The organism is Vibrio sp. 2CM40D, assembly GCF_023161825.1.
Taxonomy (GTDB): Bacteria; Pseudomonadota; Gammaproteobacteria; order Enterobacterales; family Vibrionaceae; genus Vibrio; species Vibrio alginolyticus.
In genome coordinates, this window is the sequence record NZ_JALNTL010000005.1 from 118,277 (window position 1) to 137,420 (window position 19,144).

The following is a 19,144-nucleotide window of genomic DNA, read 5'->3' on the forward strand; positions in this document are numbered from 1 at the left end:
GATGCGTAAGATTCTTAATATATGAGAACTCCGCCTGAGTTTCTAGCGGATTTTACGAGTCGAGCTAAGCATCTCACCATCACCTCAGTATCGATACAAAAATGGGAGACCGAAGCCTCCCATTTTCTGACAGTGTTTACTCTTAGTAGTAAGAGTGATCACCACGGTCATGTTCTGTAGCATCACGAACTGCGGTTAGTTCACCAATGAACTGGTTTAGCAGCTCTTTCTCGATGCCTTCTTTTAGTGTTACGTCAACCATAGAACAGCCATTACAACCGCCACCAAATGCAACAATCGCAACACCGTCTTCAGTGATCTCAACCAAGTTTACGTGACCACCGTGGCCAGCAAGTTGTGGGTTCACTTGAGTTTGGATAACGTACTCAACGCGCTCAACCAGTGGTGCGTCGTCCGCAACTTTACGCATTTTAGCGTTAGGTGCTTTTAGCGTTAACTGAGAGCCCATTTTATCGGTAACAAAATCGATTTCAGCGTCTTCAAGGAATGGCAGGCTTAGCTCATCAACGTAAGCTGAAAAACCGCTGTAAGAGAGTTCAGTGTCGGTCGATTCTACTGCTTCTGGTGGGCAGTAAGACACGCCACACTCAGCGTTTTGTGTACCTGGGTTCACAACGAAAATACGAATGTTAGTGCCTTCAGGTTGTTGACCTAAAAGGTTAGCGAAATGCGTTTGCGCAGTTTCTGTAATAGTAATATTTGACACGACGAATACCCGAGTAAATTTGTAGGTTACTGCTGCTATTCTACTCTTGTTGACGTATGGGTCTAGTCTTTTTGATGCTAAGGCATGGCGAAGCGATCTAGAGAGAACGAGGAGCAGGTGTTCTGCAGATGCAGTAAATATCGATGCTTTCTACGCCAACTTCAAGTAGTAAATGACATAATTGTCGGACGGTACTGCCTGTGGTGACTACATCATCGACGATGGCAACATGGGAAGAGTGAGGGCGCTTATTGAGAATAAACGCGCCTTTTAAGTTTTGTTCACGGCTTGTTTTGGTATTACCACGCTGTGATTGGGCGAGCTTTACTCGACGAAAGACCTTCGCATCAAAATTAGTCTGCAATTGCTTGGCGAGGTGTCGGGCTAAAACATCACTTTGATTAAAACCCCGGCGCAGGTAACGCTGCCAGTGCAATGGCACACTGGTAATGATTGGAGCTGGCGTGGTGATGCGCTGTGCCAGTTGCTCGGTTAATGCTTTTACATGCCAAGACTCTCCGTGATCTTTAAAGCGTTGTACTTCCCGTGAAAGGGGAAAGTCGTAATCGCCTAACGTGTACAGCCTTTGCCATGGCGGTGGCTTTGAAAGACATTCACCACACATACTATCCGTACTCATTTCTTCTTTCTGTAATGATAAACCGCAGCGTTGACATCGTTTTACCGGAGTTAGGTATTTTAAACAGTGCTCGCACCAGCGCAGAGTATTTGTGTGGCTTGGTGTTTGAATAGGGAACCGACACAGGCCACATTGACTGCTCAATACACGATGCATGATGTTTTGCCAGTGATGAGATAACATAGCGTTTATTCATGGTGATATTTTACTCAGCCTAACGCTTGGCTGAAGCCGTAGGGAATAAAATAAGTGGGAGAGATTGAGAGCATGAGCACGAAATTACACTGGCAGTCATTTGGTCAGGGACCAGATTTGGTGTTACTGCATGGTTGGGGCATGAATGGTGCGGTATGGCAGCAGACAGTCGAGTCTCTTCAACCTTATTTCCGAGTTCATGTGGTTGACCTTCCGGGGTACGGACATAGCGCCGAATCTCATGCTGAAGATTTAGACCATATTGCTAACTTGGTGGTGCAAGGTGCGCCAGAGAAAGCGATTTGGCTTGGTTGGTCCCTCGGAGGTTTAGTGGCGACGCATGTGGCATTAAATATGCCCGAGCGCGTGGCTAAGTTGATTACGGTTGCCAGCTCACCTAAATTTGCCGCAGAAAAACCGTGGCGTGGCATTCAACCGAATGTACTGAGTGCGTTCACCTCTCAGTTGCTAGAAGATTTCTCACTGACCATTGAGCGCTTTATGGCGTTGCAAGCGATGGGAAGCCCATCAGCGCGTAAAGACGTTAAACAGCTCAAGCAAGCGGTACTATCGCGCCCTCAGCCAAACCCTGAATCGCTGTTGGTTGGGCTAAACATCCTTGCTGATGTGGATCTGCGCGATGCGTTGACGTCTCTTTCTGTTCCAATGTTGCGTCTTTATGGCCGTTTAGATGGGTTGGTGCCAATTAAAGTAGCTAACGATTTGAGTGAACAGTTGCCTCATACCCAGCAGTTTGTTTTTAATCAGTCCTCTCATGCGCCTTTTATCACCGAACATGACGAATTTTGTGTTCAAATCCGAGAGTTTGCTCACGATTGAGCAAGTGCGAACGGAAATACCTCAAGTTGTTTAAAAAGTGGTCGACATAAAGACTGGTGAGGTTTTATTAGCCAATAAAGCTAAGCCATATTGACGAGTTGGGCGACTCTGAGGAGGGTTCGCAATGATTGTGTCACCGACCAACGTAAGTGTGCCACTGATCGCCCCATCCGTGAATGTGCAGACGGAACAAGCAGCTCGCGACAATAAAGTCCGAGAGCCTGTAACGCCAACGGTCGCATTGGCCAAAACCAATGCAGAGCGAAAAGTAAAAGGTGATGACAAGCGCCGACGTCAGTCTTCTTGGGATCCTTCAGAGCATCCTGATTATGATATGGAAACGGAAGTCGACACGCGTTATCAAGAAGAGCCGGAAGATACACTAGAACGGCTTTTTAGTTTGCTTGCGCTCAAATCGTATAGTGAAGACCAGGGGAAAGGCTACGCGATCCGCTTTCGCTTACCAAAGCGCATTTTGGATGCTGCGATCAATGAAGGATTAATGGAAAAGCGCAGGAAGGTGATCAAGTTTCATTATGGTCATGCAGTCGCTCCCCATACCCCGTCAGAAGTGATAGCAGTATTATGACGACTCAATATCCTACTCAAACAAAAACGCTCCAAGCAGGTTGACTGATTGGAGCGTTTTCTTTTTAGTTATGAAAGCTCGTTAGCGGTGAAGCCTAGGTAAGGTTACTTTTTCGCTTTAGCAAACGCTGCAGCAAACGCACCGCCCATCGCGCTGTTCGATGACGAATCATCACGGCGAGGCTGACGACGCTGCGGTTGGTCATTACGACGTGGCGCTGCTGATGAGCGTTGGCTGCGGTTGTCTTGACCCGGTTCGTCGTTCATACGCATCGATAGACCAATACGCTTACGCTGCACGTCAACTTCCATCACTTTCACTTTGACGATGTCGCCCGCTTTCACCACTTCACGTGGGTCAGACACGTAACGATCTGTCAGTGCAGAGATGTGTACGAGACCATCTTGGTGAACGCCAATATCAACGAAGGCACCGAAGTTGGCTACGTTTGATACCACACCTTCTAGAATCATGCCCGGTTCCAAGTCAGATACCGAGTTTACACCTTCTGCAAAGGTCGCCGTTTTGAATTCTGGACGTGGGTCACGACCCGGCTTGTCTAACTCTTTGATGATGTCTGTAATGGTTGGAACGCCGAAGTTATCGTCGGTGTAATCGACCGCATGCAGACCTTTAAGGAAGCTTGAATCACCAATCAGTGCTTTGATGTCTTTGTTGTTCTTCTCAGAAATTGCTTTGACCACTGGGTACGCTTCTGGGTGAACCGCAGACGCATCAAGTGGGTTCTTACCATCCATGATTCGTAGGAAGCCCGCACACTGCTCGAACGCCTTAGGACCTAAACGAGGTACTTTCTTCAAGGTTGTACGTGCTTCAAAGCGACCGTTTTCATCGCGGAAGTCGACAATGTTCTGCGCGATGGTGCTTGATAAGCCTGCTACGCGTGTTAATAGTGCGGCAGAAGCGGTGTTCACATCAACACCAACCGCATTTACACAGTCTTCCACAATCGCATCTAGGCGTTTTGCCAACATAGATTGGCTTACATCGTGCTGGTATTGACCCACACCAATAGATTTCGGATCAATTTTCACGAGTTCAGCCAATGGATCTTGCAAACGACGTGCAATCGACACTGCACCACGCAGTGATACGTCCATATTCGGGAACTCTTTTGCTGCAAGCTCAGACGCTGAGTAAACCGAAGCCCCCGCTTCACTTACTATGATCTTCTGAACTTTCAGGTTGCCACGTTTGATGACGTCTGCGACAAAGCTGTCGGTTTCACGTGAAGCCGTACCGTTACCAATCGCAATCAAATCCACGTTGTACTTACGCACCAACTGCTCAACGATTTGTGCTGACTTGTCGTATTGTTTTTGTGGTGGGTGAGGGTAGATGGTTTCGGTTGCAAGCACTTTACCTGTTGAGTCGACAACCGCGATTTTTGAACCTGTACGCAGACCCGGATCGAGACCAAGTGTTGCACGAGGGCCAGCCGGTGCTGCCATCAACAAGTCTTTTAGGTTAGTGGCGAATACTTCAATCGCTTCGATTTCAGCGCGCTCTTTCATTGCGCCCATTAGCTCGGTTTCCATGTGCATCGATACTTTGATGCGCCATGCCCAGCTGATCACTTGCTTACGCCAGGTATCCGCAGGTGCGCTGCTTAGCGTTACGCCATAATGGTCGGCGATAATCGTTTCGCAGTAAGACTGACGAGCGCCTTCTTCCTGTTCTGGATCAGCGTTCATCGCCAATGTCAGGAAGCCTTCGTTACGGCCACGCAACATCGCCAGTGCTCGGTGCGATGGCACTTTGCTTAGGGGCTCGTTGTGGTTGAAGTAATCTTTAAACTTCTCGCCTTCTTGCTCTTTGCCTTCAACGACTCGTGAGACCAGTTCCGCATTGCGATTTAAGTGGTTGCGAATTTTTTCCAGTAAGTTTGCGTCTTCTGCGATGCGCTCCATGATGATCGCGCGAGCGCCATCCAATACAGCTTTGGTGTCTGCGATGCCTTTGTCTGCATCAAGGTATTTGCTTGCTTCGCTTTCTGGCTCGGTTTGTGGGTGATTCCAAAGCTGATCTGCGAGCGGCTCAAGACCAGCCTCAATCGCGATCTGACCTTTCGTACGACGCTTGGGTTTGTAAGGTAGGTATAAGTCTTCAAGACGAGTTTTGCTGTCTGCCTGCGCGATCTCTTGTTCTAGCTCTGGCGTCAGTTTGCCTTGCTCTTGGATTGATTTGAGGATGGTTTGACGGCGATCATCCATTTCACGAAGGTAAGACAGACGGCTGTCCAAAGTACGAAGCTGGGTATCATCAAGGCCCCCCGTCACCTCTTTGCGGTAACGTGCAATAAAAGGGACAGTGTTGCCATCATCAATTAGGGTGACAGCGGCGTTGACTTGCTCTGGGCGAACATTCAGTTCTTGAGCAATCATGCGACAGATAGCTTGGCTCATCCGTGTTTTCTCTTTTAATTCGGTTTTGGTTGTATAGAACATTGGGGTCGTTCGAAGAATTTGCAATGTTTTAAATTAACGAGGCAAAAATTTACCGGGCGCTGGTGGACATCAGTCAGATTTATGTCAAAACTGTAATTAAATTGAGAACTTATATCCGCAGTTATCGACTAACCTAATTCCACGGTTGTTGATATCACTAAATGTACCTCGGCTTATACGGATAATCATGATGAAAAAAATGTCTTTGGCGTTAGCGCTTACGAGTGCCTTACTTGTCGCCCCGCTTAGTTGGGCGCAGTCTATCTCAGGAACCACACAAGCTCCCGTTTATCAGCTCGATAACAAATTGGTACTAGGGCGTGTGGAGAGCGTCTACTACAGTGACATTCCGGAACTAAAAGCGGTGCCATTTATTGGCAAGATTGATACTGGTGCAGATACGACATCGATGCATGCGGAGAATATCCATGTCAGTAGCTCACACCCAGATTACCAAGATTTGAAAGATAACGAGTTACTTTGGGCGATTGTCGATGACTTAGGTGGTACGAAGGCAAAGTGGGACGCCGACAGCTTTAAGCCATATCAAGTAAAGGTTAGCTTTACGGTTCCTCACCCTTATACAGGGAAGGAAATACAGATTACCGATGATCTGGAAAGAGTGAGCGCGATTCGCAGTCGAACAAGCAAAAAGCCCATCCTACGCCCGACAATAAAAATGCCGATGACAATCGCTGGTCACACCGTTGATACGGAAGTGAACCTGACCAAGCGTACGCAATTCTCTTCTCCTATCTTGATTGGTAAAACCTATCTCGATGATAACGCATGGGTCTTCGCTGGTTACGATTACCTTCAAGAACAGCCACGCGCAAAAATGATTGGCAAAAAAGAGACGGTTGAAGTCGAAGGTGTGCCATATAAGATCAGCATCTCAACTTCTAGCCGTTATACCAACGTCCATGCACTGGACATCAAGGTAGACAAGAAGCATAACGAAGTCTCTTTTATGTTAGAGGGCGAGAATGGCAAGCGTCATCCAATGACATTACCCTTGGTACGAATGCTGAAAACGACCAAAAGCGAGCGCCCTTTAGTCTATTTACCCGTCAAAGTCGGCGAAAATGAAACTCAACGTTGGTTGGTGTATCTGCGTGATCGCAGTAAGTTCAGTTCGCAAATTCGCTTAGGTCGGGACGTCGCGAGTCAGCACTTTGTTATTGATACGGACAGAGAAAATCTACTGGGTGGCGTAGAAAAAACGTTCAAAAGCGCACTCAAATCAAAACCTCTTGTCGTTTCACCAGAAGAACAGGTCACCATTGATGGTTATACCGTCCCTGCTTACCCCACTTTTACTGTGAAAACGCCATTACTGCGTGTAAATGGGTTTGAAGTAACAGAAAAAGGTAAGGATGAATCCGTCACGTTTTATTTAATGAACGATGAGGGGAAAGAAGAAAAAATCACCAAACCAGTGTTGAAAAAGCTCAAGGTTGGCAGCGCGGTTCGCCCTGTTGTCGAAGGAGACTTTCTTCTCGGTAGAAAAGACACATCAATGAAGTTTGCGCTCGATGTGCTTGATGAGGGTGACACTCAACCCTTTTTCGTCTTTGGTCATGACATAGCCAAGGGTGGTGTGTTGCTGAACACTCGCGCAGACCATCTACTAGATGCAAGGCCACTTTTCAAAGCTGGCCATATCGAAGTGGCTGAAGTTGAGGGGATGTCTTTCCCTGTGAAGTTAGACACGGGTGCAGATGTAAGCTCAATCAATGCTAAGAACATCAAGCAGTTTAAGAAAGACGGCAAAGACATGGTGAGCTTTACCTATGAGAACGATCTTGGCATGAAACAGGCGTTTACCAAGCCTGTTGTTGATGTCATGCGTATTAAAGCGAAGAAAGGCGAGAAAGCGAACGTACGCCCTGTGGTTGAAATGCATGTTAAGCTTGGCGAATTAGAGAAGAAGATCCGAGTCAACTTACAGGACCGAGGTCGCTTCCATTACAGCATGATTTTAGGTAAAAACTTCCTAAAACATGGCGCGGTTGTTTCGAGTGATACGAATTACATCGTGACGCAAAAACCGGATTACGAAAAGTAACACTCTGGCCGCCTTATCACCTTGATACCCAAAGCCTGAACAACATTGGACCTTTGGGTATATCATCTCCTTAATGCTGCCAAAGAGCAGCATTTTTTAGTTGAGATAGGAGTTAATTTGAAAACTAAGCTGATTACACGAGAAGGTTACAACAAACTCAAACAAGAGCATGATTACCTTTGGAATGAAAAGCGCCCGGAAATCACCAAGATCGTTACTTGGGCGGCGAGCCTGGGCGATCGATCAGAAAATGCGGATTACACCTTCAATAAACGTTTACTCCGTCAGATCGACCGTCGTGTCCGCTTCCTTCGTAAATTCCTGCCAGAAGTCACGATCGTTGACTATTCTCCGCAACAAGAAGGCAAAGTCTTTTTTGGTGCATGGGTGGAAATAGAAAATGAGGCAGGAGAAGTGAAAAAGTTTCGTATTGTCGGGCCTGAAGAGATTTATGGCGATGCGAAAGACTACATCTCTATCGATTCACCTATGGCGCGAGCGATGTTGAAAAAACAAGTGGATGAAGAGTTCACGGTACGCACCCCAGAAGGTGAAAAAGAGTGGTTCATCAACTCAATTGAATACACTCAACCGGCCTCGGAAGACTGAGGCTTTATCACTGATTCAAGTCTCATGAAGTTCACTAGAAGTGACTTGGGTCTCAACGTCAGAATATTTGGTATAAAGGCATGGTGCCTTTCTCGGAGAAGTAAAATGAACAAAGCAGTCATGTGTAGTGCTGCACTAACAATAGGATTCTCACTTTCAGTTTTTGCTCAAGATGAAGTGAAAGGCTGTGACGCTAAAGAGTTAGCGGTAGAGCAGCAGCTTGAGTATGCAAAAGCGCAAGGTAATGAGCATCGCATTAAAGGCTTGGAGCAAGCACTTTCCGCTATCCAGAATGAATGCTCGGAAGGTGAGCTGCGCCAAGAGCTGCAAGCAGAAGTGGAAGAAAAGACTAAAGAAGTTGAGGAGCGAGAGGAAGAATTAGTCGAAGCTCAGCATTCAGGTAAAGCAGACAAAATTGAGAAAAAACGTCACAAGCTGGCTGAGGCACAGCAAGAGCTGCTTGAGGCCAAACGTGAACTGGAATGGAATTATGGTCAATAGTAGGTGCTGAAAATACCTGCTAGAGAGAGAATAAAGCGCTTAAGATAAAAAGAGTAACAATTTGCTTGAGCACGTTAGGAAAAACAGTGATACATTTTCGACAATAGACGCTTCTGAAAGGATGTTTCAATGCAAGAAAATCATAAAATTTTAGTGGTTGATGACGATGCTCGTTTACGTGCTCTATTGGAGCGTTACCTTTCTGAGCAAGGTTTTCAGGTACGAAGTGTCGCCAATGGCGAACAGATGGATCGCCTACTAACGCGCGAAAACTTTCACTTAATGGTGCTGGACCTAATGTTGCCAGGTGAAGACGGTTTGTCAATTTGTCGTCGTCTACGCCACGCGAACAATATGTTGCCAATCTTAATGCTCACCGCGAAAGGTGATGAAGTGGACCGCATCGTAGGTCTTGAGGTAGGGGCGGATGATTATTTGCCAAAACCGTTTAACCCACGCGAATTGTTGGCTCGCATCAAGGCAGTATTACGCCGCCAAACTGTAGAGTTGCCGGGTGCACCAAGCACGGAAGAAAAAGTGGTGGAGTTCGGGGAGTTCCGACTCAATCTAGGCACTCGCGAGATGTTCCGCGGTGACGAGGCAATGCCACTCACCTCTGGAGAGTTTGCTGTCCTAAAGGCGCTCGTGATGAATGCGCGTGAGCCAATGTCACGAGATAAATTGATGAACATGGCGCGTGGCCGTGAATATTCTGCAATGGAACGCTCTATTGACGTACAAATCTCACGTTTACGTCGCATGTTAGAAGACGATCCGAGCAAGCCGCGCTACATTCAAACCGTATGGGGCCTAGGTTATGTTTTCGTCCCAGACGGCAAAGAGGTGTAACCTCTTCACTCCATAGCCAGCACTTGGCTATAGCAACTTCAGCCTTCATTACCTTCCCTTTGAAGGCTGAAATTTCGCGATTAGGACCACTAGGAACGTTCCATGCGCATCCGAAGTTCACTGACACAATCTATTCTGCTGTTCATCTCTTTGCTTCTCGCGAGCCAAGTTTTCTCTTACTACGCCGTTTTTAACTACGCGTTGATGCCGAGTTTGCAGCAGTTCAATAAAATTCTCGCCCATGAGCTCAATTTGGTGCTTGATGATGAAGGACCTTTAAAGTCTGATGCACCGTTAAGGCGTCAATTATTAGAAAGATTAGGGGTGACGGTTCACAGCCTTGACAGCGATAAGGCGATTGAATTTCATCACGCAATGTCGATTGATTTGATGTCTGAAGAAATGAGCCAAGAGCTGGGTTCGCCTACAGAAGTACGCTTATTGCTTGGCGATGAAAGTTACATTTTGTGGATGCACATCGAAAAGTTGCCGAACTCCATCATTCGTATTCCGTTATCTGAGCTGCAAGAAGAAGATTTTGCACCGCTGTTTCGTAACAGTTTGATTATGGCGCTGCTGATCATTGCTGGTGGTTGGTTGTTTATTCGTTTGCAAAACCGTCCACTTTTGGCTTTAGAGAGAGCCGCGAAAGACGTCGGTCGAGGTGAGATCCCGCCCCCCTTAGCAGAGAAAGGCGCATCGGAGATTCGCTCTGTAACTCGAGCCTTTAATCAAATGTCGAAAGGTATTCAAGAGCTAGAAGAAGACCGAGCCTTATTAATGGCGGGGATTAGCCATGACTTACGAACGCCTCTGACGCGTATTCGCCTAGCGACAGAAATGATGTCTCCTGAGGACAGCTATCTTGCGGAGGGGATCATTAGCGATACGGAAGAATGTAATGAGATCATCAGTCAGTTTATGGATTATCTCAAACCGGTGAACCAAGAATCGTTTGAAGCGGTTGATATCAGTACGATTGCCAGTGACGTTGCCAGTTCTGAAGGTGGCTATGAGGTTGAAATTGAAACAGATCTTAATCTTAACTTGCCGCCAGCCAAAGGAAGTGCGATTGCGATTAAGCGGGCGATCAGTAACTTAGTTGTGAATGCGCTACGTTATGGCAATGGCTGGGTCAAAATCAGCACTGGTGTGACAGCAGATAAGCAGCTAGTGTGGATTTCAGTAGAGGACAACGGACCGGGTATCGAGCATTCTCAAATCGCGAGGTTATTTGAACCCTTTACGCGTGGTGACACCGCTCGCGGTAGTGAAGGCACTGGGCTAGGGTTGGCGATTGTGAAGCGTATAATCAGCCAACATTCAGGCTCTGTGGTGATGCGTAATCGCAGTGAAGGCGGTTTAATCGCTCAAATCAGCTTTCCTACCAAGTAAGTCGATGGCCCGCACCCTTTAAAACAAAAAGCCCAACCTAATTAGGTTGGGCTTTTCTTATTCTCAATAATCTTAAGACTCTTTCACTTCCTGAGGAAGTTCATCTTCGTCTTCCAGTTTCTCTGGCAGAAGTAGATTTAAAATGATCGCTGTGATGCCACCTGCTGCAACACCAGTTGAGAAAATACTCTTAATAAATTCTGGCATAAATTGCAGGATCTCTGGTTTTTGTGCGATACCAAGTCCCATTGAGAAGGATAAGGCCATGATCAGAATTGCGCGGCGATCGAGCTCAACACGAGAGATAATACGCACACCAGCGGCAGCAATCGTACCAAACATGACAATCGTTGCGCCGCCAAGTACTGGCTCAGGAATCAGCTGAACAAAGCTAGCGACACCTGGGAACAAGCCAAGAATCACTAACATGCCAGAAATAAAGTAACCCACGTAGCGGCTCGCGACTCCTGTTAGCATGATGATGCCGTTATTCTGGCTAAACGTTGAGTTCGGGAAGCTGTTGAAAACGGCTGCGATTGCGGAGTTTAAGCCGTCTGCTAACACACCGCCCTTAATGCGTTTCATGTACACTGGGCCTTTTACTGGCTCACCAGACACTTCAGATGTTGCGGTAATATCACCGATGGCCTCTAGTGCGGTAATAAAGAAAATCAGTACCAGCGGAATGAACAGAGACCAGTCAAACGATAAGCCATATTGCATTGGTACGGGCAGTGCTACGATCTCAGTTGCGCCTAGCTGAGAAGTATCTACCATCCCCATAAAATACGCCATGATGTAACCCACTAGCATCGCAATCACGATTGAAGCCACACGGATGTATGGGTTTTTCGAGCGGTTTAAAATCACAATTAATCCAAGTACCGTCCCAGCCAGAGCAAGTTTGTCTAAGCTGCCGAAGGTTCCTTCATTTAATGCTGCGTAGCCACCGCCCATTGATACTAAGCCGACTTGAATCAGTGTGAGACCGATAAGAGTGACGACGATGCCTGAAACGAGCGGAGTGATGATTCGGCGGGCATGCTCCAATACGCGAGATAGGAAAATTTCTGCAAATGATGCGACTAAAATCGTACCAAAAATGGCAGCCATCATGGTGCTGATGTCTGCTCCACCGGCTTTCAGCGATAGGCCTGCTCCAATAATAGGACCTAAAAAGTTAAAGCTGGTGCCTTGAACAGAGAGCAAACCAGAGCCAATTGGGCCAACGGTGCGAATTTGAATAAACGAAGACACGCCTGACGCAAATAAAGACATGCTGATGATGGTGTTCGTTTGGTCTGCAGGTACACCCAAAGACTGACAGATGATCAGTGACGGAGTGATAACCGCGACGAACATCGCCAATAAGTGCTGAAGTGCGGCAAAAATGGTTTGAGGCAAAGGTGGTCGATCGTTGAGTTGATAGACCAGTTCCGAAGATCGGTTTGAAGTTGTCATTGTTTGTCTCGCTAGTCGCAATATTTCCCTAGTTCTCGCTGAATGGGAGAGCAGGGTGGAGTTGACGTCGTTACCTGTGATTGCTGTTAATCAGAGTCAACTCAGGTTGGTGGAGTGTGATCTAACACACTTAAAAATTTGTGCGCGATTATAGAGAGATTTACTCAAAAAGCAAACGTTTGCTTTGTTTTTGGCGTATTAAAAAACGAGCCATTTGGCTCGCTTTCAATCATTACGCTTTGGAGTAAATATCCCGCTCACCCAACCAGCGATCGATAATTGCTGTTGCGTTAGTCGGGTAATTGTCATGAATATGACGCGCAATACGCTGAACTTCGGGAATCAGGCGTTGATCTCGAACTAAGTCTGCGATTTTGAAATCAGCAAGACCTGTCTGCTTTGTACCCAATAGTTCTCCAGGGCCACGAATTTCTAGGTCTTTCTGCGCAATGACGAAGCCATCGTTACTTTCACGTAGTACTCCGAGACGTTTTTGCGCGGTTTTTGACAGCGGAGAGTGGTACAGCAGCACACAATGGCTAGCAACGGAACCTCGGCCCACGCGACCTCTTAACTGGTGTAATTGTGCCAAACCAAGACGTTCAGGGTTTTCTATGATCATCAAGCTAGAGTTTGGCACATCCACACCAACTTCAATCACTGTCGTTGCGACCAGCAAATGCAGTTTATTGTCTTTGAAATCTTGCATCACCGCTTGTTTCTCTGCCGGCTTCATTCGTCCGTGTACTAGACCAATTTTTACGTCCGGTAGCTTACGTTGAAGCTCTTCTGCGGTATCTGCCGCGGCTTGCGCTTCTAATACTTCCGACTCATCAATCAGGGTACACACCCAATATGCCTGCTTGCCTTCGTTTAAGCAGGCATTTCGGACACGTTCGACGATATCATTGCGTTTGGTGTCTGGAATCGCGACAGTCTGGATTGGTGTTCGACCTGGCGGTAACTCGTCAATCACCGACGTTTCTAAGTCAGCATAAGCAGTCATGGCTAACGTTCGCGGAATCGGCGTTGCTGTCATGATGAGCTGATGTGGATAAGCGCCTTGTTTTGCACCTTTTTCACGCAATTCTAATCGCTGATGGACACCGAAGCGGTGCTGTTCATCAATGATGACCAAAGCAAGGTGATGAAATTCAACGTGCTCTTGGAATAGCGCGTGAGTACCCACTACCATTTGCGCTTCACCACTGGCAATACGAGCCAGCTCGGCTTCCTTTGCCTTACCTTTGAGTTTGCCCGCTAACCAACCGACTTGAATGCCCATTCTCTCAAACCAGTTTGCGAAGTTGATAGCGTGTTGCTCGGCCAATAGTTCGGTTGGCGCCATGAGTGCCACCTGATGGCCATGCTCAATGGCTCTAACAGCGGCCAAGGCGGCAACCAATGTTTTCCCCGAACCAACATCGCCTTGCACTAATCGCATCATTGGGTGCGGTTTTTCTAGATCGGCTTCAATCTCTTGTACTACTCGGGTTTGAGCGTTTGTAGGAGAGAAAGGCAGTTGGGCTAAAAGCTGCGTTTTTAGTTTATTACAAGGACCGAGAGGTAGCGCTGAATCCTTCTGACCTTTGCTACGCACCGCTAGCATCGATAAGTTTTGTGCGAGCAATTCTTCCATGATCAAGCGGATTTGGGCAGGATGTTTGCCTTCGTCAAACTCATCTAAATTAATGGTTGGTGGTGGGCGATGAATGGTGTGCAGCGCTTGCGACATCGTGATTTGATGGTCATACAACCCCGCTGGAAGTAATTCCTGCACTGCGGTTTTATCAAGCAGGGCTAAAGCTTGTTCGGTAAGGTTGCGCAATGTGATTTGACGCAATCCATCGGTGGTGGGATAAACAGGGGTTAAGCTCTGTTCTACATCGGGCTTTTGCTCACTGACGTAAAACTTGTAGTCAGGATGAACAATTTCCAAGCCCACGCCACCGCGCTTAATTTCACCGTAAGCATGTACTAACTTACCTTGCGTGAAATTGTTCTTCATGGCTGCGGTAAAGTTGAAAAAGCGCAGCGTGATAGTGCCATTACCGTCGCTGATTTTTACCGTTAGCATTTTGCGCTTACCGAAGATGGTGTCGACTGCCATGACCTTACCTTGCACGGCCGCCCAAAGGCCAGCATGCAGTTTGGCAATAGGGTAAATACGAGTACGATCTTCGTAGCGTAACGGAAGGTGAAACAGCAAATCTTGAACGCTATGTAAGCCAACTTTGGCGAGTTTTTCTGCGACTTTCGCGCCAACTCCAGAAAGGGAGGTTAATGGGACGGCAGATAACATTTGGGCGGACATAGAGGGCTCAAGAAAACGGTTAACATAGCAGTATGTTAACCATGGAGCTGTGTTTTTGTACAGGAAAAAATAGTCATGCTTTAGTTAGTGTCATGATTTGACTGATAACCTATCATTCCGAGGAGCTTTAGCGACATCAGGATTCTATTTCCAACAAGTATGTCGCTGAAGTTAACACTATCAGCATCTGTATATTTGAGAATTAGATCCTGAACCACGCTCCTTCGCCGCCGTTCAGGATGACGAAAGTCTGTTACTTGCTTTGCATCTCTTGCCACCACGCGTCATCGGCGATGATTTGACCTTCTTCATCGAGTGGTGGGTAAACGAGCCCTTTTCGTTTCGCGACCTTTGCCAGCACTGGGTGACCACGTTCAAAGAGAATACGGTTGATTGTCTCTTTAGGCAGAGCGCTTTCTTCTCGGTCGTACATGCCTGCGGCTTCACGTTGACGTTGCGCTTCATACAAAATTACGGCACTGGCAACCGATACGTTTAGTGACTGCACCATGCCCACCATTGGGATAATAATGTCTTGTTCGGCAAGCTGTTTGGCTTGCTCCGAAGCGCCAACTTTTTCACTGCCTAAAATGATTGCCGTTGGTCTGGTGTAGTCGATCTCGCGAAAATCGACGGCGGTGTCCGAAAGATTGGTCACCAAAACCTGCATACCTTGCGCTTTGAGTTCGGTAATCGCAGTTTCAATCGAATCGTGAGTATCCACTTCAACCCAGTTACGCGCGCCAGCTGAGGTATGGCTCAGCGTACGCATTTTGTCTGGCCAAATTGCGTGAACTTTGTGTAAGCCTGTCGCGTCAGCGGTGCGGATCACAGCAGAGACGTTGTTTGGCTTATGTACTTCTTCGAGACAAAGTGTCAGATCAGTTTGGCGAGTTTTTAGGACTTGGTGAATACGGTTGTAACGTTCTAGGTTCATATTTATTGAGGTATAAAAAATCGCCACCTAACAGAGTAGGTGGCGATAGAGGTTAGTTCTTTCTGCGTCTGACTCGGGTTGCTTGAGGCATTGCCTTAATCTTACGCATGATACCAGCAAGGTGGACACGATCTTTCGTCGTCAACAGCACAGTCACAGTGTATAGACGACCATCACGTTCTTCCGTTGAAAGGCCATGAATGTTTGATCCTGTTTTCGAGATCACGTTGGTCAGTTCTGCAAGAGCACCTTGGTTGTTAAGCATGTCGACTTTAAGTTCAGCAATGAACTCTTTATCGTAGTCTTCAGACCAAGCGACAGCCATATAACGGTCTGGCTCTTTCTGATAACCACGAACGTTCGGACATGTTTCTCGGTGAACAACCAAACCACGACCAGGCGATACGTGAGCAATAATGTGATCATCTGGGATAGGATGACAACAATTTGCAAACGTCAGCAATAAGCCTTCTGCGCCACGAATCGGAAGCTTCTTCTTCGAGTCCGTTGGGATTGAACTTGTTGTCGTGAGCTCTTCGGTGTCACCAAGGAGACGACGTGCAATCACAATGCTCATCAACTCACCCAATCCAATAGCAGCCAATAAATCATCGATGCTTTCTAGGCGAAGATCATTCAAGACTTCTTGGATATTTTCTGGATAAATTGAATCAATCGAGTGACGGCCAAGTGCGTGATTAAGTAGGCGACGACCTAAAGTAATCGACTCTTCACGACGCATCGTTTTCAGTACTTGTCGAATCTTAGTGCGGGCACGAGAAGTCACGACATAGTTTAGCCATGCCGCATTCGGACGCGCACCAGGGGCACTGATAATTTCCACCGTCTGACCGTTTTTCAATGCCTTACTCAATGGGTAAGGGTTACGGTCAACACGAGCACCAACACAAGAGTTGCCTACATCGGTATGTACGGCATAGGCAAAGTCGACAGCCGTTGCGCCTAAAGGTAGTTCAACGATACGACCTTTTGGTGTGAAGACGTAAATCTCATCTGGGAAAAGATCGGATTTTACGTTTTCAATGAATTCGAATGAGTTACCCGCGCTTTGTTGTAGCTCTAACAGGCTTTGCATCCAACGCTGAGCTTTCACTTGCGCAGTGGTGCCAGACTTGTCGCCTTTGTCTTTGTAAGACCAGTGTGCCGCGACACCTTTGTCCGCCATTTGATCCATATCTTCAGTACGGATCTGAACTTCAACAGGTACGCCGTGAGGGCCAACCATGGAAGTGTGTAGCGATTGATAGCCGTTCGCCTTTGGTACCGCGATGTAATCTTTCATGCGACCAGGACGTGGCTTATACAAGCTGTGTACTTGGCCTAAAACGCGATAACAAGTATCAGCGGTATCAACAACGACTCGGAACGCATAGATATCCATGATGGTGTGAAAGCGCTGTTCTTTGGTTTTCATCTTGTTATAGATAGAGAACAGGTTTTTCTCACGACCAACGACGCGAGCATTCAAGCCAAAATCTTGCAGACGGCCTTCTATTTCGCTGTGAATGCGTTGGATCATCTCTTTACGATTACCACGTGCGGCTTTAACCACTTCTTTCAGTACGCGGTAGCGGTTGGGATATAGCGCCTCAAAGCCCAACTCTTCGAGTTCGGTTTTGATATTGTGAATACCAAGACGATGAGCGAGGGGCGCGTAAATTTCTAACGTTTCACGAGCAATACGACGCTTTTTATCTGGTCGAAGCGCGCCAAGCGTACGCATGTTATGCGTGCGGTCAGCCAGTTTGATCAGAATGACGCGGATATCTTGCACCATGGCCAGAACCATCTTACGAAAGTTCTCAGCCTGAGCCTCTTTCCTATCGCGGAATTTGAGTTTGTCCAGTTTAGATACACCATCAACCAATTCTGCGACAGTGTTGCCGAATTTCTCTTCGAGATCTTCTTTAGTTACATCACAGTCTTCAATGACGTCATGCAGCAAAGCAGCTTGGAGGGTTTCGATATCAAGGCGCATTTCGGCCAAGATACGAGCCACAGCGACAGGGTGGATGATGTATGGTTCACCGCTAGAGCGGGTTTGCCCTTCATGGGCATCTCTCGCTACCACATAAGATTGACGCAGAGCCTCAATCTGAGGCTCTGTTAGGTATTCTTGGGCAACGTCTTTGAGGCTATCGAATAGATACAAATTATAGGCCCGGGAGGTTGTTGAATTCTAAAGTCAGAATTAACGGTTGTGAGCGATGCTGCTTACTGCCGCTAGCTCTGCCGCTTCTTGCTCTTGCTGTTCTTGACGTTCACGAGCGTCTAGAACTTCTTTAGTAATTAAACCTTCTTCGATTTCGCGTAGAGCGATAACCGTTGGCTTATCGTTCTCTTCTGGCACTAGTGCATCTTTACCGCCAGTTTGCATTTGACGAGCGCGGCGAGCCGCAATCAGTACTAGGTCGAAACGGTTGCCAACTTTTTCAACAGCGTCTTGAACAGTTACGCGTGCCATGAGGACTCCAAATAGTTAACTAAAATTTTAGAATGACGAGAAAGTATACAACCTAACTACTTTATTTACTAGCAATTAGACAAGCCACCGTTTGTGGACTTTCTCAGGTAGTTTATTGTGTTTTTCGCACTGGGCAAAAAACGGGAAATTCTTTATGTTTTACAGCGTGACTTTTTTGAAGTTACTCTGCTAACAACGCGTCAAGCATACCTTTATATTTAGCAGCTTGCTTTTCTTCCTTCAATCTTTCAGCACGCAAGATAGCTTTAAAATCCATCAAAGCGGTATCAAAATCGTCGTTTACGATCACGTAGTCGTACTCGTTGTAATGAGAGATTTCCGACTTGGCTTCAGCCATACGCTTTGCGATCACTTCATCGCTATCTTGACCACGAGTGTTCAAGCGACGCTCTAACTCACCGTTTGATGGTGGCAGGATGAAGATGCTTTTGGCTTCTGGCATTTGTTCACGGATTTGGCGTGCGCCTTGCCAGTCGATATCTAGAAAAACGTCGATACCTTTATTTAGTGTTTCTTCAATCCATACACGAGATGTGCCGTAATAATTACCAAACACTTCTGCGTATTCTAGGAAGTCACCTTTAGCGATCAGGGCTTCAAACTCATCTTTCGCTACAAAATGGTAGTGGACACCATTTTCTTCACCAGGTCGCATGTTGCGCGTGGTGTGAGACACAGACACTTTCATTGCGTAGGTTGGGTTGCGTTCCAACATCGCTGAGATCAAGCTAGATTTACCTGCGCCGCTAGGTGCAGATACGATATAGAGAGTACCTTTGCCCATTGTACTGTTCCACTTTTGATTGGATTGATTGAGTGCCGAAGGAAAGTTCGACATTCTTATAACGATAGCACTGGCATTGAGAAATCAACCACCAAAGGGGTGGATATTGGTGATAATCCCGCCAGAAAAATGGAGGCGAAGAGTATCATGATCTCTATTTTGTTACCAGTTGATCTTTCTGTCTGTGATCGTCTCAGATGAAATAGTTACTTACGCCAGAGTGTTCCTAAACAGCGAAGAAGGAGCGTGATACAGGACTTA

The 19,144-nt window shown here is 46.9% G+C and carries 16 protein-coding genes; 7 read left to right on the plus strand and 9 right to left on the minus strand.

Going from position 1 to position 19,144, the window contains the following annotated elements; all coding sequences use genetic code 11:
* Window positions 1-142 precede the first annotated feature (142 nt).
* A complete protein-coding gene (gene nfuA / locus MTF70_RS12895; protein WP_005379313.1) occupies window positions 143-727 on the minus strand; it encodes a Fe-S biogenesis protein NfuA in 585 nt (194 codons plus the stop codon).
* Between the two features lie 97 nt (window positions 728-824).
* A complete protein-coding gene (locus tag MTF70_RS12900) occupies window positions 825-1,550 on the minus strand; it encodes a phosphoribosyltransferase family protein (protein WP_205461479.1) in 726 nt (241 codons plus the stop codon).
* A gap of 84 nt (window positions 1,551-1,634) precedes the next feature.
* On the opposite strand from MTF70_RS12900, the gene bioH reads away from it, so the two are divergent.
* Entirely contained in the window at window positions 1,635-2,402 is a 768-nt protein-coding gene (bioH, locus tag MTF70_RS12905) for a pimeloyl-ACP methyl ester esterase BioH (RefSeq protein ID WP_005384724.1), read from the plus strand.
* Between the two features lie 124 nt (window positions 2,403-2,526).
* Window positions 2,527-2,991, plus strand: a complete 465-nt coding sequence (locus MTF70_RS12910; protein WP_005379316.1) for a hypothetical protein — start codon at window positions 2,527-2,529, stop codon at window positions 2,989-2,991.
* Window positions 2,992-3,095: 104 nt separating this feature from the next.
* Here the strand turns inward: MTF70_RS12910 and MTF70_RS12915 are convergent, their stop codons facing one another.
* Complete coding sequence (locus tag MTF70_RS12915; RefSeq protein WP_205461477.1) at window positions 3,096-5,417, minus strand: Tex family protein; 2,322 nt, start codon at window positions 5,415-5,417, stop codon at window positions 3,096-3,098.
* 229 nt (window positions 5,418-5,646) lie between these two features.
* On the opposite strand from MTF70_RS12915, the gene MTF70_RS12920 reads away from it, so the two are divergent.
* From MTF70_RS12920 to envZ, 5 genes are all read left to right on the plus strand, one after another.
* The gene (locus MTF70_RS12920; RefSeq protein WP_086013892.1) at window positions 5,647-7,527 is read left to right on the plus strand and encodes a RimK/LysX family protein; all 1,881 of its coding nucleotides are present in this window, start codon (window positions 5,647-5,649) and stop codon (window positions 7,525-7,527) included.
* Between the two features lie 117 nt (window positions 7,528-7,644).
* The gene (greB, locus tag MTF70_RS12925; RefSeq protein ID WP_005379321.1) at window positions 7,645-8,136 is read left to right on the plus strand and encodes a transcription elongation factor GreB; all 492 of its coding nucleotides are present in this window, start codon (window positions 7,645-7,647) and stop codon (window positions 8,134-8,136) included.
* A 105-nt stretch (window positions 8,137-8,241) separates the two neighbouring features.
* Window positions 8,242-8,637: a DUF1090 domain-containing protein gene (locus MTF70_RS12930; protein WP_017635004.1), complete on the plus strand. Its 396-nt coding sequence runs from the start codon at window positions 8,242-8,244 to the stop codon at window positions 8,635-8,637.
* 129 nt (window positions 8,638-8,766) lie between these two features.
* On the plus strand, window positions 8,767-9,486 hold the full coding sequence (ompR, locus tag MTF70_RS12935; protein ID WP_005379333.1) for a two-component system response regulator OmpR: 720 nt from the start codon (window positions 8,767-8,769) through the stop codon (window positions 9,484-9,486).
* Between the two features lie 102 nt (window positions 9,487-9,588).
* Window positions 9,589-10,881, plus strand: a complete 1,293-nt coding sequence (gene envZ, locus MTF70_RS12940; protein WP_017820700.1) for a two-component system sensor histidine kinase EnvZ — start codon at window positions 9,589-9,591, stop codon at window positions 10,879-10,881.
* 72 nt (window positions 10,882-10,953) lie between these two features.
* Here the strand turns inward: envZ and MTF70_RS12945 are convergent, their stop codons facing one another.
* From MTF70_RS12945 to gmk, 6 genes are all read right to left on the minus strand, one after another.
* Window positions 10,954-12,342: a uracil-xanthine permease family protein gene (locus MTF70_RS12945; RefSeq protein WP_005379335.1), complete on the minus strand. Its 1,389-nt coding sequence runs from the start codon at window positions 12,340-12,342 to the stop codon at window positions 10,954-10,956.
* A 232-nt stretch (window positions 12,343-12,574) separates the two neighbouring features.
* Window positions 12,575-14,656, minus strand: a complete 2,082-nt coding sequence (gene recG, locus MTF70_RS12950) for an ATP-dependent DNA helicase RecG (protein WP_205461475.1) — start codon at window positions 14,654-14,656, stop codon at window positions 12,575-12,577.
* A gap of 253 nt (window positions 14,657-14,909) precedes the next feature.
* Window positions 14,910-15,593, minus strand: coding sequence for a tRNA (guanosine(18)-2'-O)-methyltransferase TrmH (gene trmH, locus MTF70_RS12955; RefSeq protein ID WP_005379339.1), 684 nt, complete (start codon window positions 15,591-15,593; stop codon window positions 14,910-14,912).
* A gap of 52 nt (window positions 15,594-15,645) precedes the next feature.
* Entirely contained in the window at window positions 15,646-17,766 is a 2,121-nt protein-coding gene (gene spoT, locus MTF70_RS12960) for a bifunctional GTP diphosphokinase/guanosine-3',5'-bis pyrophosphate 3'-pyrophosphohydrolase (protein ID WP_005379340.1), read from the minus strand.
* A 39-nt stretch (window positions 17,767-17,805) separates the two neighbouring features.
* Window positions 17,806-18,078: a DNA-directed RNA polymerase subunit omega gene (gene rpoZ, locus MTF70_RS12965; RefSeq protein ID WP_005379346.1), complete on the minus strand. Its 273-nt coding sequence runs from the start codon at window positions 18,076-18,078 to the stop codon at window positions 17,806-17,808.
* Between the two features lie 181 nt (window positions 18,079-18,259).
* The gene (gene gmk, locus MTF70_RS12970; protein ID WP_005379347.1) at window positions 18,260-18,883 is read right to left on the minus strand and encodes a guanylate kinase; all 624 of its coding nucleotides are present in this window, start codon (window positions 18,881-18,883) and stop codon (window positions 18,260-18,262) included.
* Between the last annotated feature and the right edge of the window lie 261 nt (window positions 18,884-19,144).

What these genes read in the sequence shown, in the direction of transcription:
- MTF70_RS12900 (WP_205461479.1), bottom strand. Translation starts at nt 1,550, where the DNA reads ATGTTATCTCATCACTGGCAAAACATCATGCATCGTGTATTGAGCAGT.
- bioH (WP_005384724.1), top strand. Translation starts at nt 1,635, where the DNA reads ATGAGCACGAAATTACACTGGCAGTCATTTGGTCAGGGACCAGATTTG.
- MTF70_RS12910 (WP_005379316.1), top strand. Translation starts at nt 2,527, where the DNA reads ATGATTGTGTCACCGACCAACGTAAGTGTGCCACTGATCGCCCCATCC.
- MTF70_RS12915 (WP_205461477.1), bottom strand. Translation starts at nt 5,417, where the DNA reads ATGAGCCAAGCTATCTGTCGCATGATTGCTCAAGAACTGAATGTTCGC.
- MTF70_RS12920 (WP_086013892.1), top strand. Translation starts at nt 5,647, where the DNA reads ATGATGAAAAAAATGTCTTTGGCGTTAGCGCTTACGAGTGCCTTACTT.
- MTF70_RS12930 (WP_017635004.1), top strand. Translation starts at nt 8,242, where the DNA reads ATGAACAAAGCAGTCATGTGTAGTGCTGCACTAACAATAGGATTCTCA.
- ompR (WP_005379333.1), top strand. Translation starts at nt 8,767, where the DNA reads ATGCAAGAAAATCATAAAATTTTAGTGGTTGATGACGATGCTCGTTTA.
- envZ (WP_017820700.1), top strand. Translation starts at nt 9,589, where the DNA reads ATGCGCATCCGAAGTTCACTGACACAATCTATTCTGCTGTTCATCTCT.
- MTF70_RS12945 (WP_005379335.1), bottom strand. Translation starts at nt 12,342, where the DNA reads ATGACAACTTCAAACCGATCTTCGGAACTGGTCTATCAACTCAACGAT.
- recG (WP_205461475.1), bottom strand. Translation starts at nt 14,656, where the DNA reads ATGTCCGCCCAAATGTTATCTGCCGTCCCATTAACCTCCCTTTCTGGA.
- trmH (WP_005379339.1), bottom strand. Translation starts at nt 15,593, where the DNA reads ATGAACCTAGAACGTTACAACCGTATTCACCAAGTCCTAAAAACTCGC.
- rpoZ (WP_005379346.1), bottom strand. Translation starts at nt 18,078, where the DNA reads ATGGCACGCGTAACTGTTCAAGACGCTGTTGAAAAAGTTGGCAACCGT.
- gmk (WP_005379347.1), bottom strand. Translation starts at nt 18,883, where the DNA reads ATGGGCAAAGGTACTCTCTATATCGTATCTGCACCTAGCGGCGCAGGT.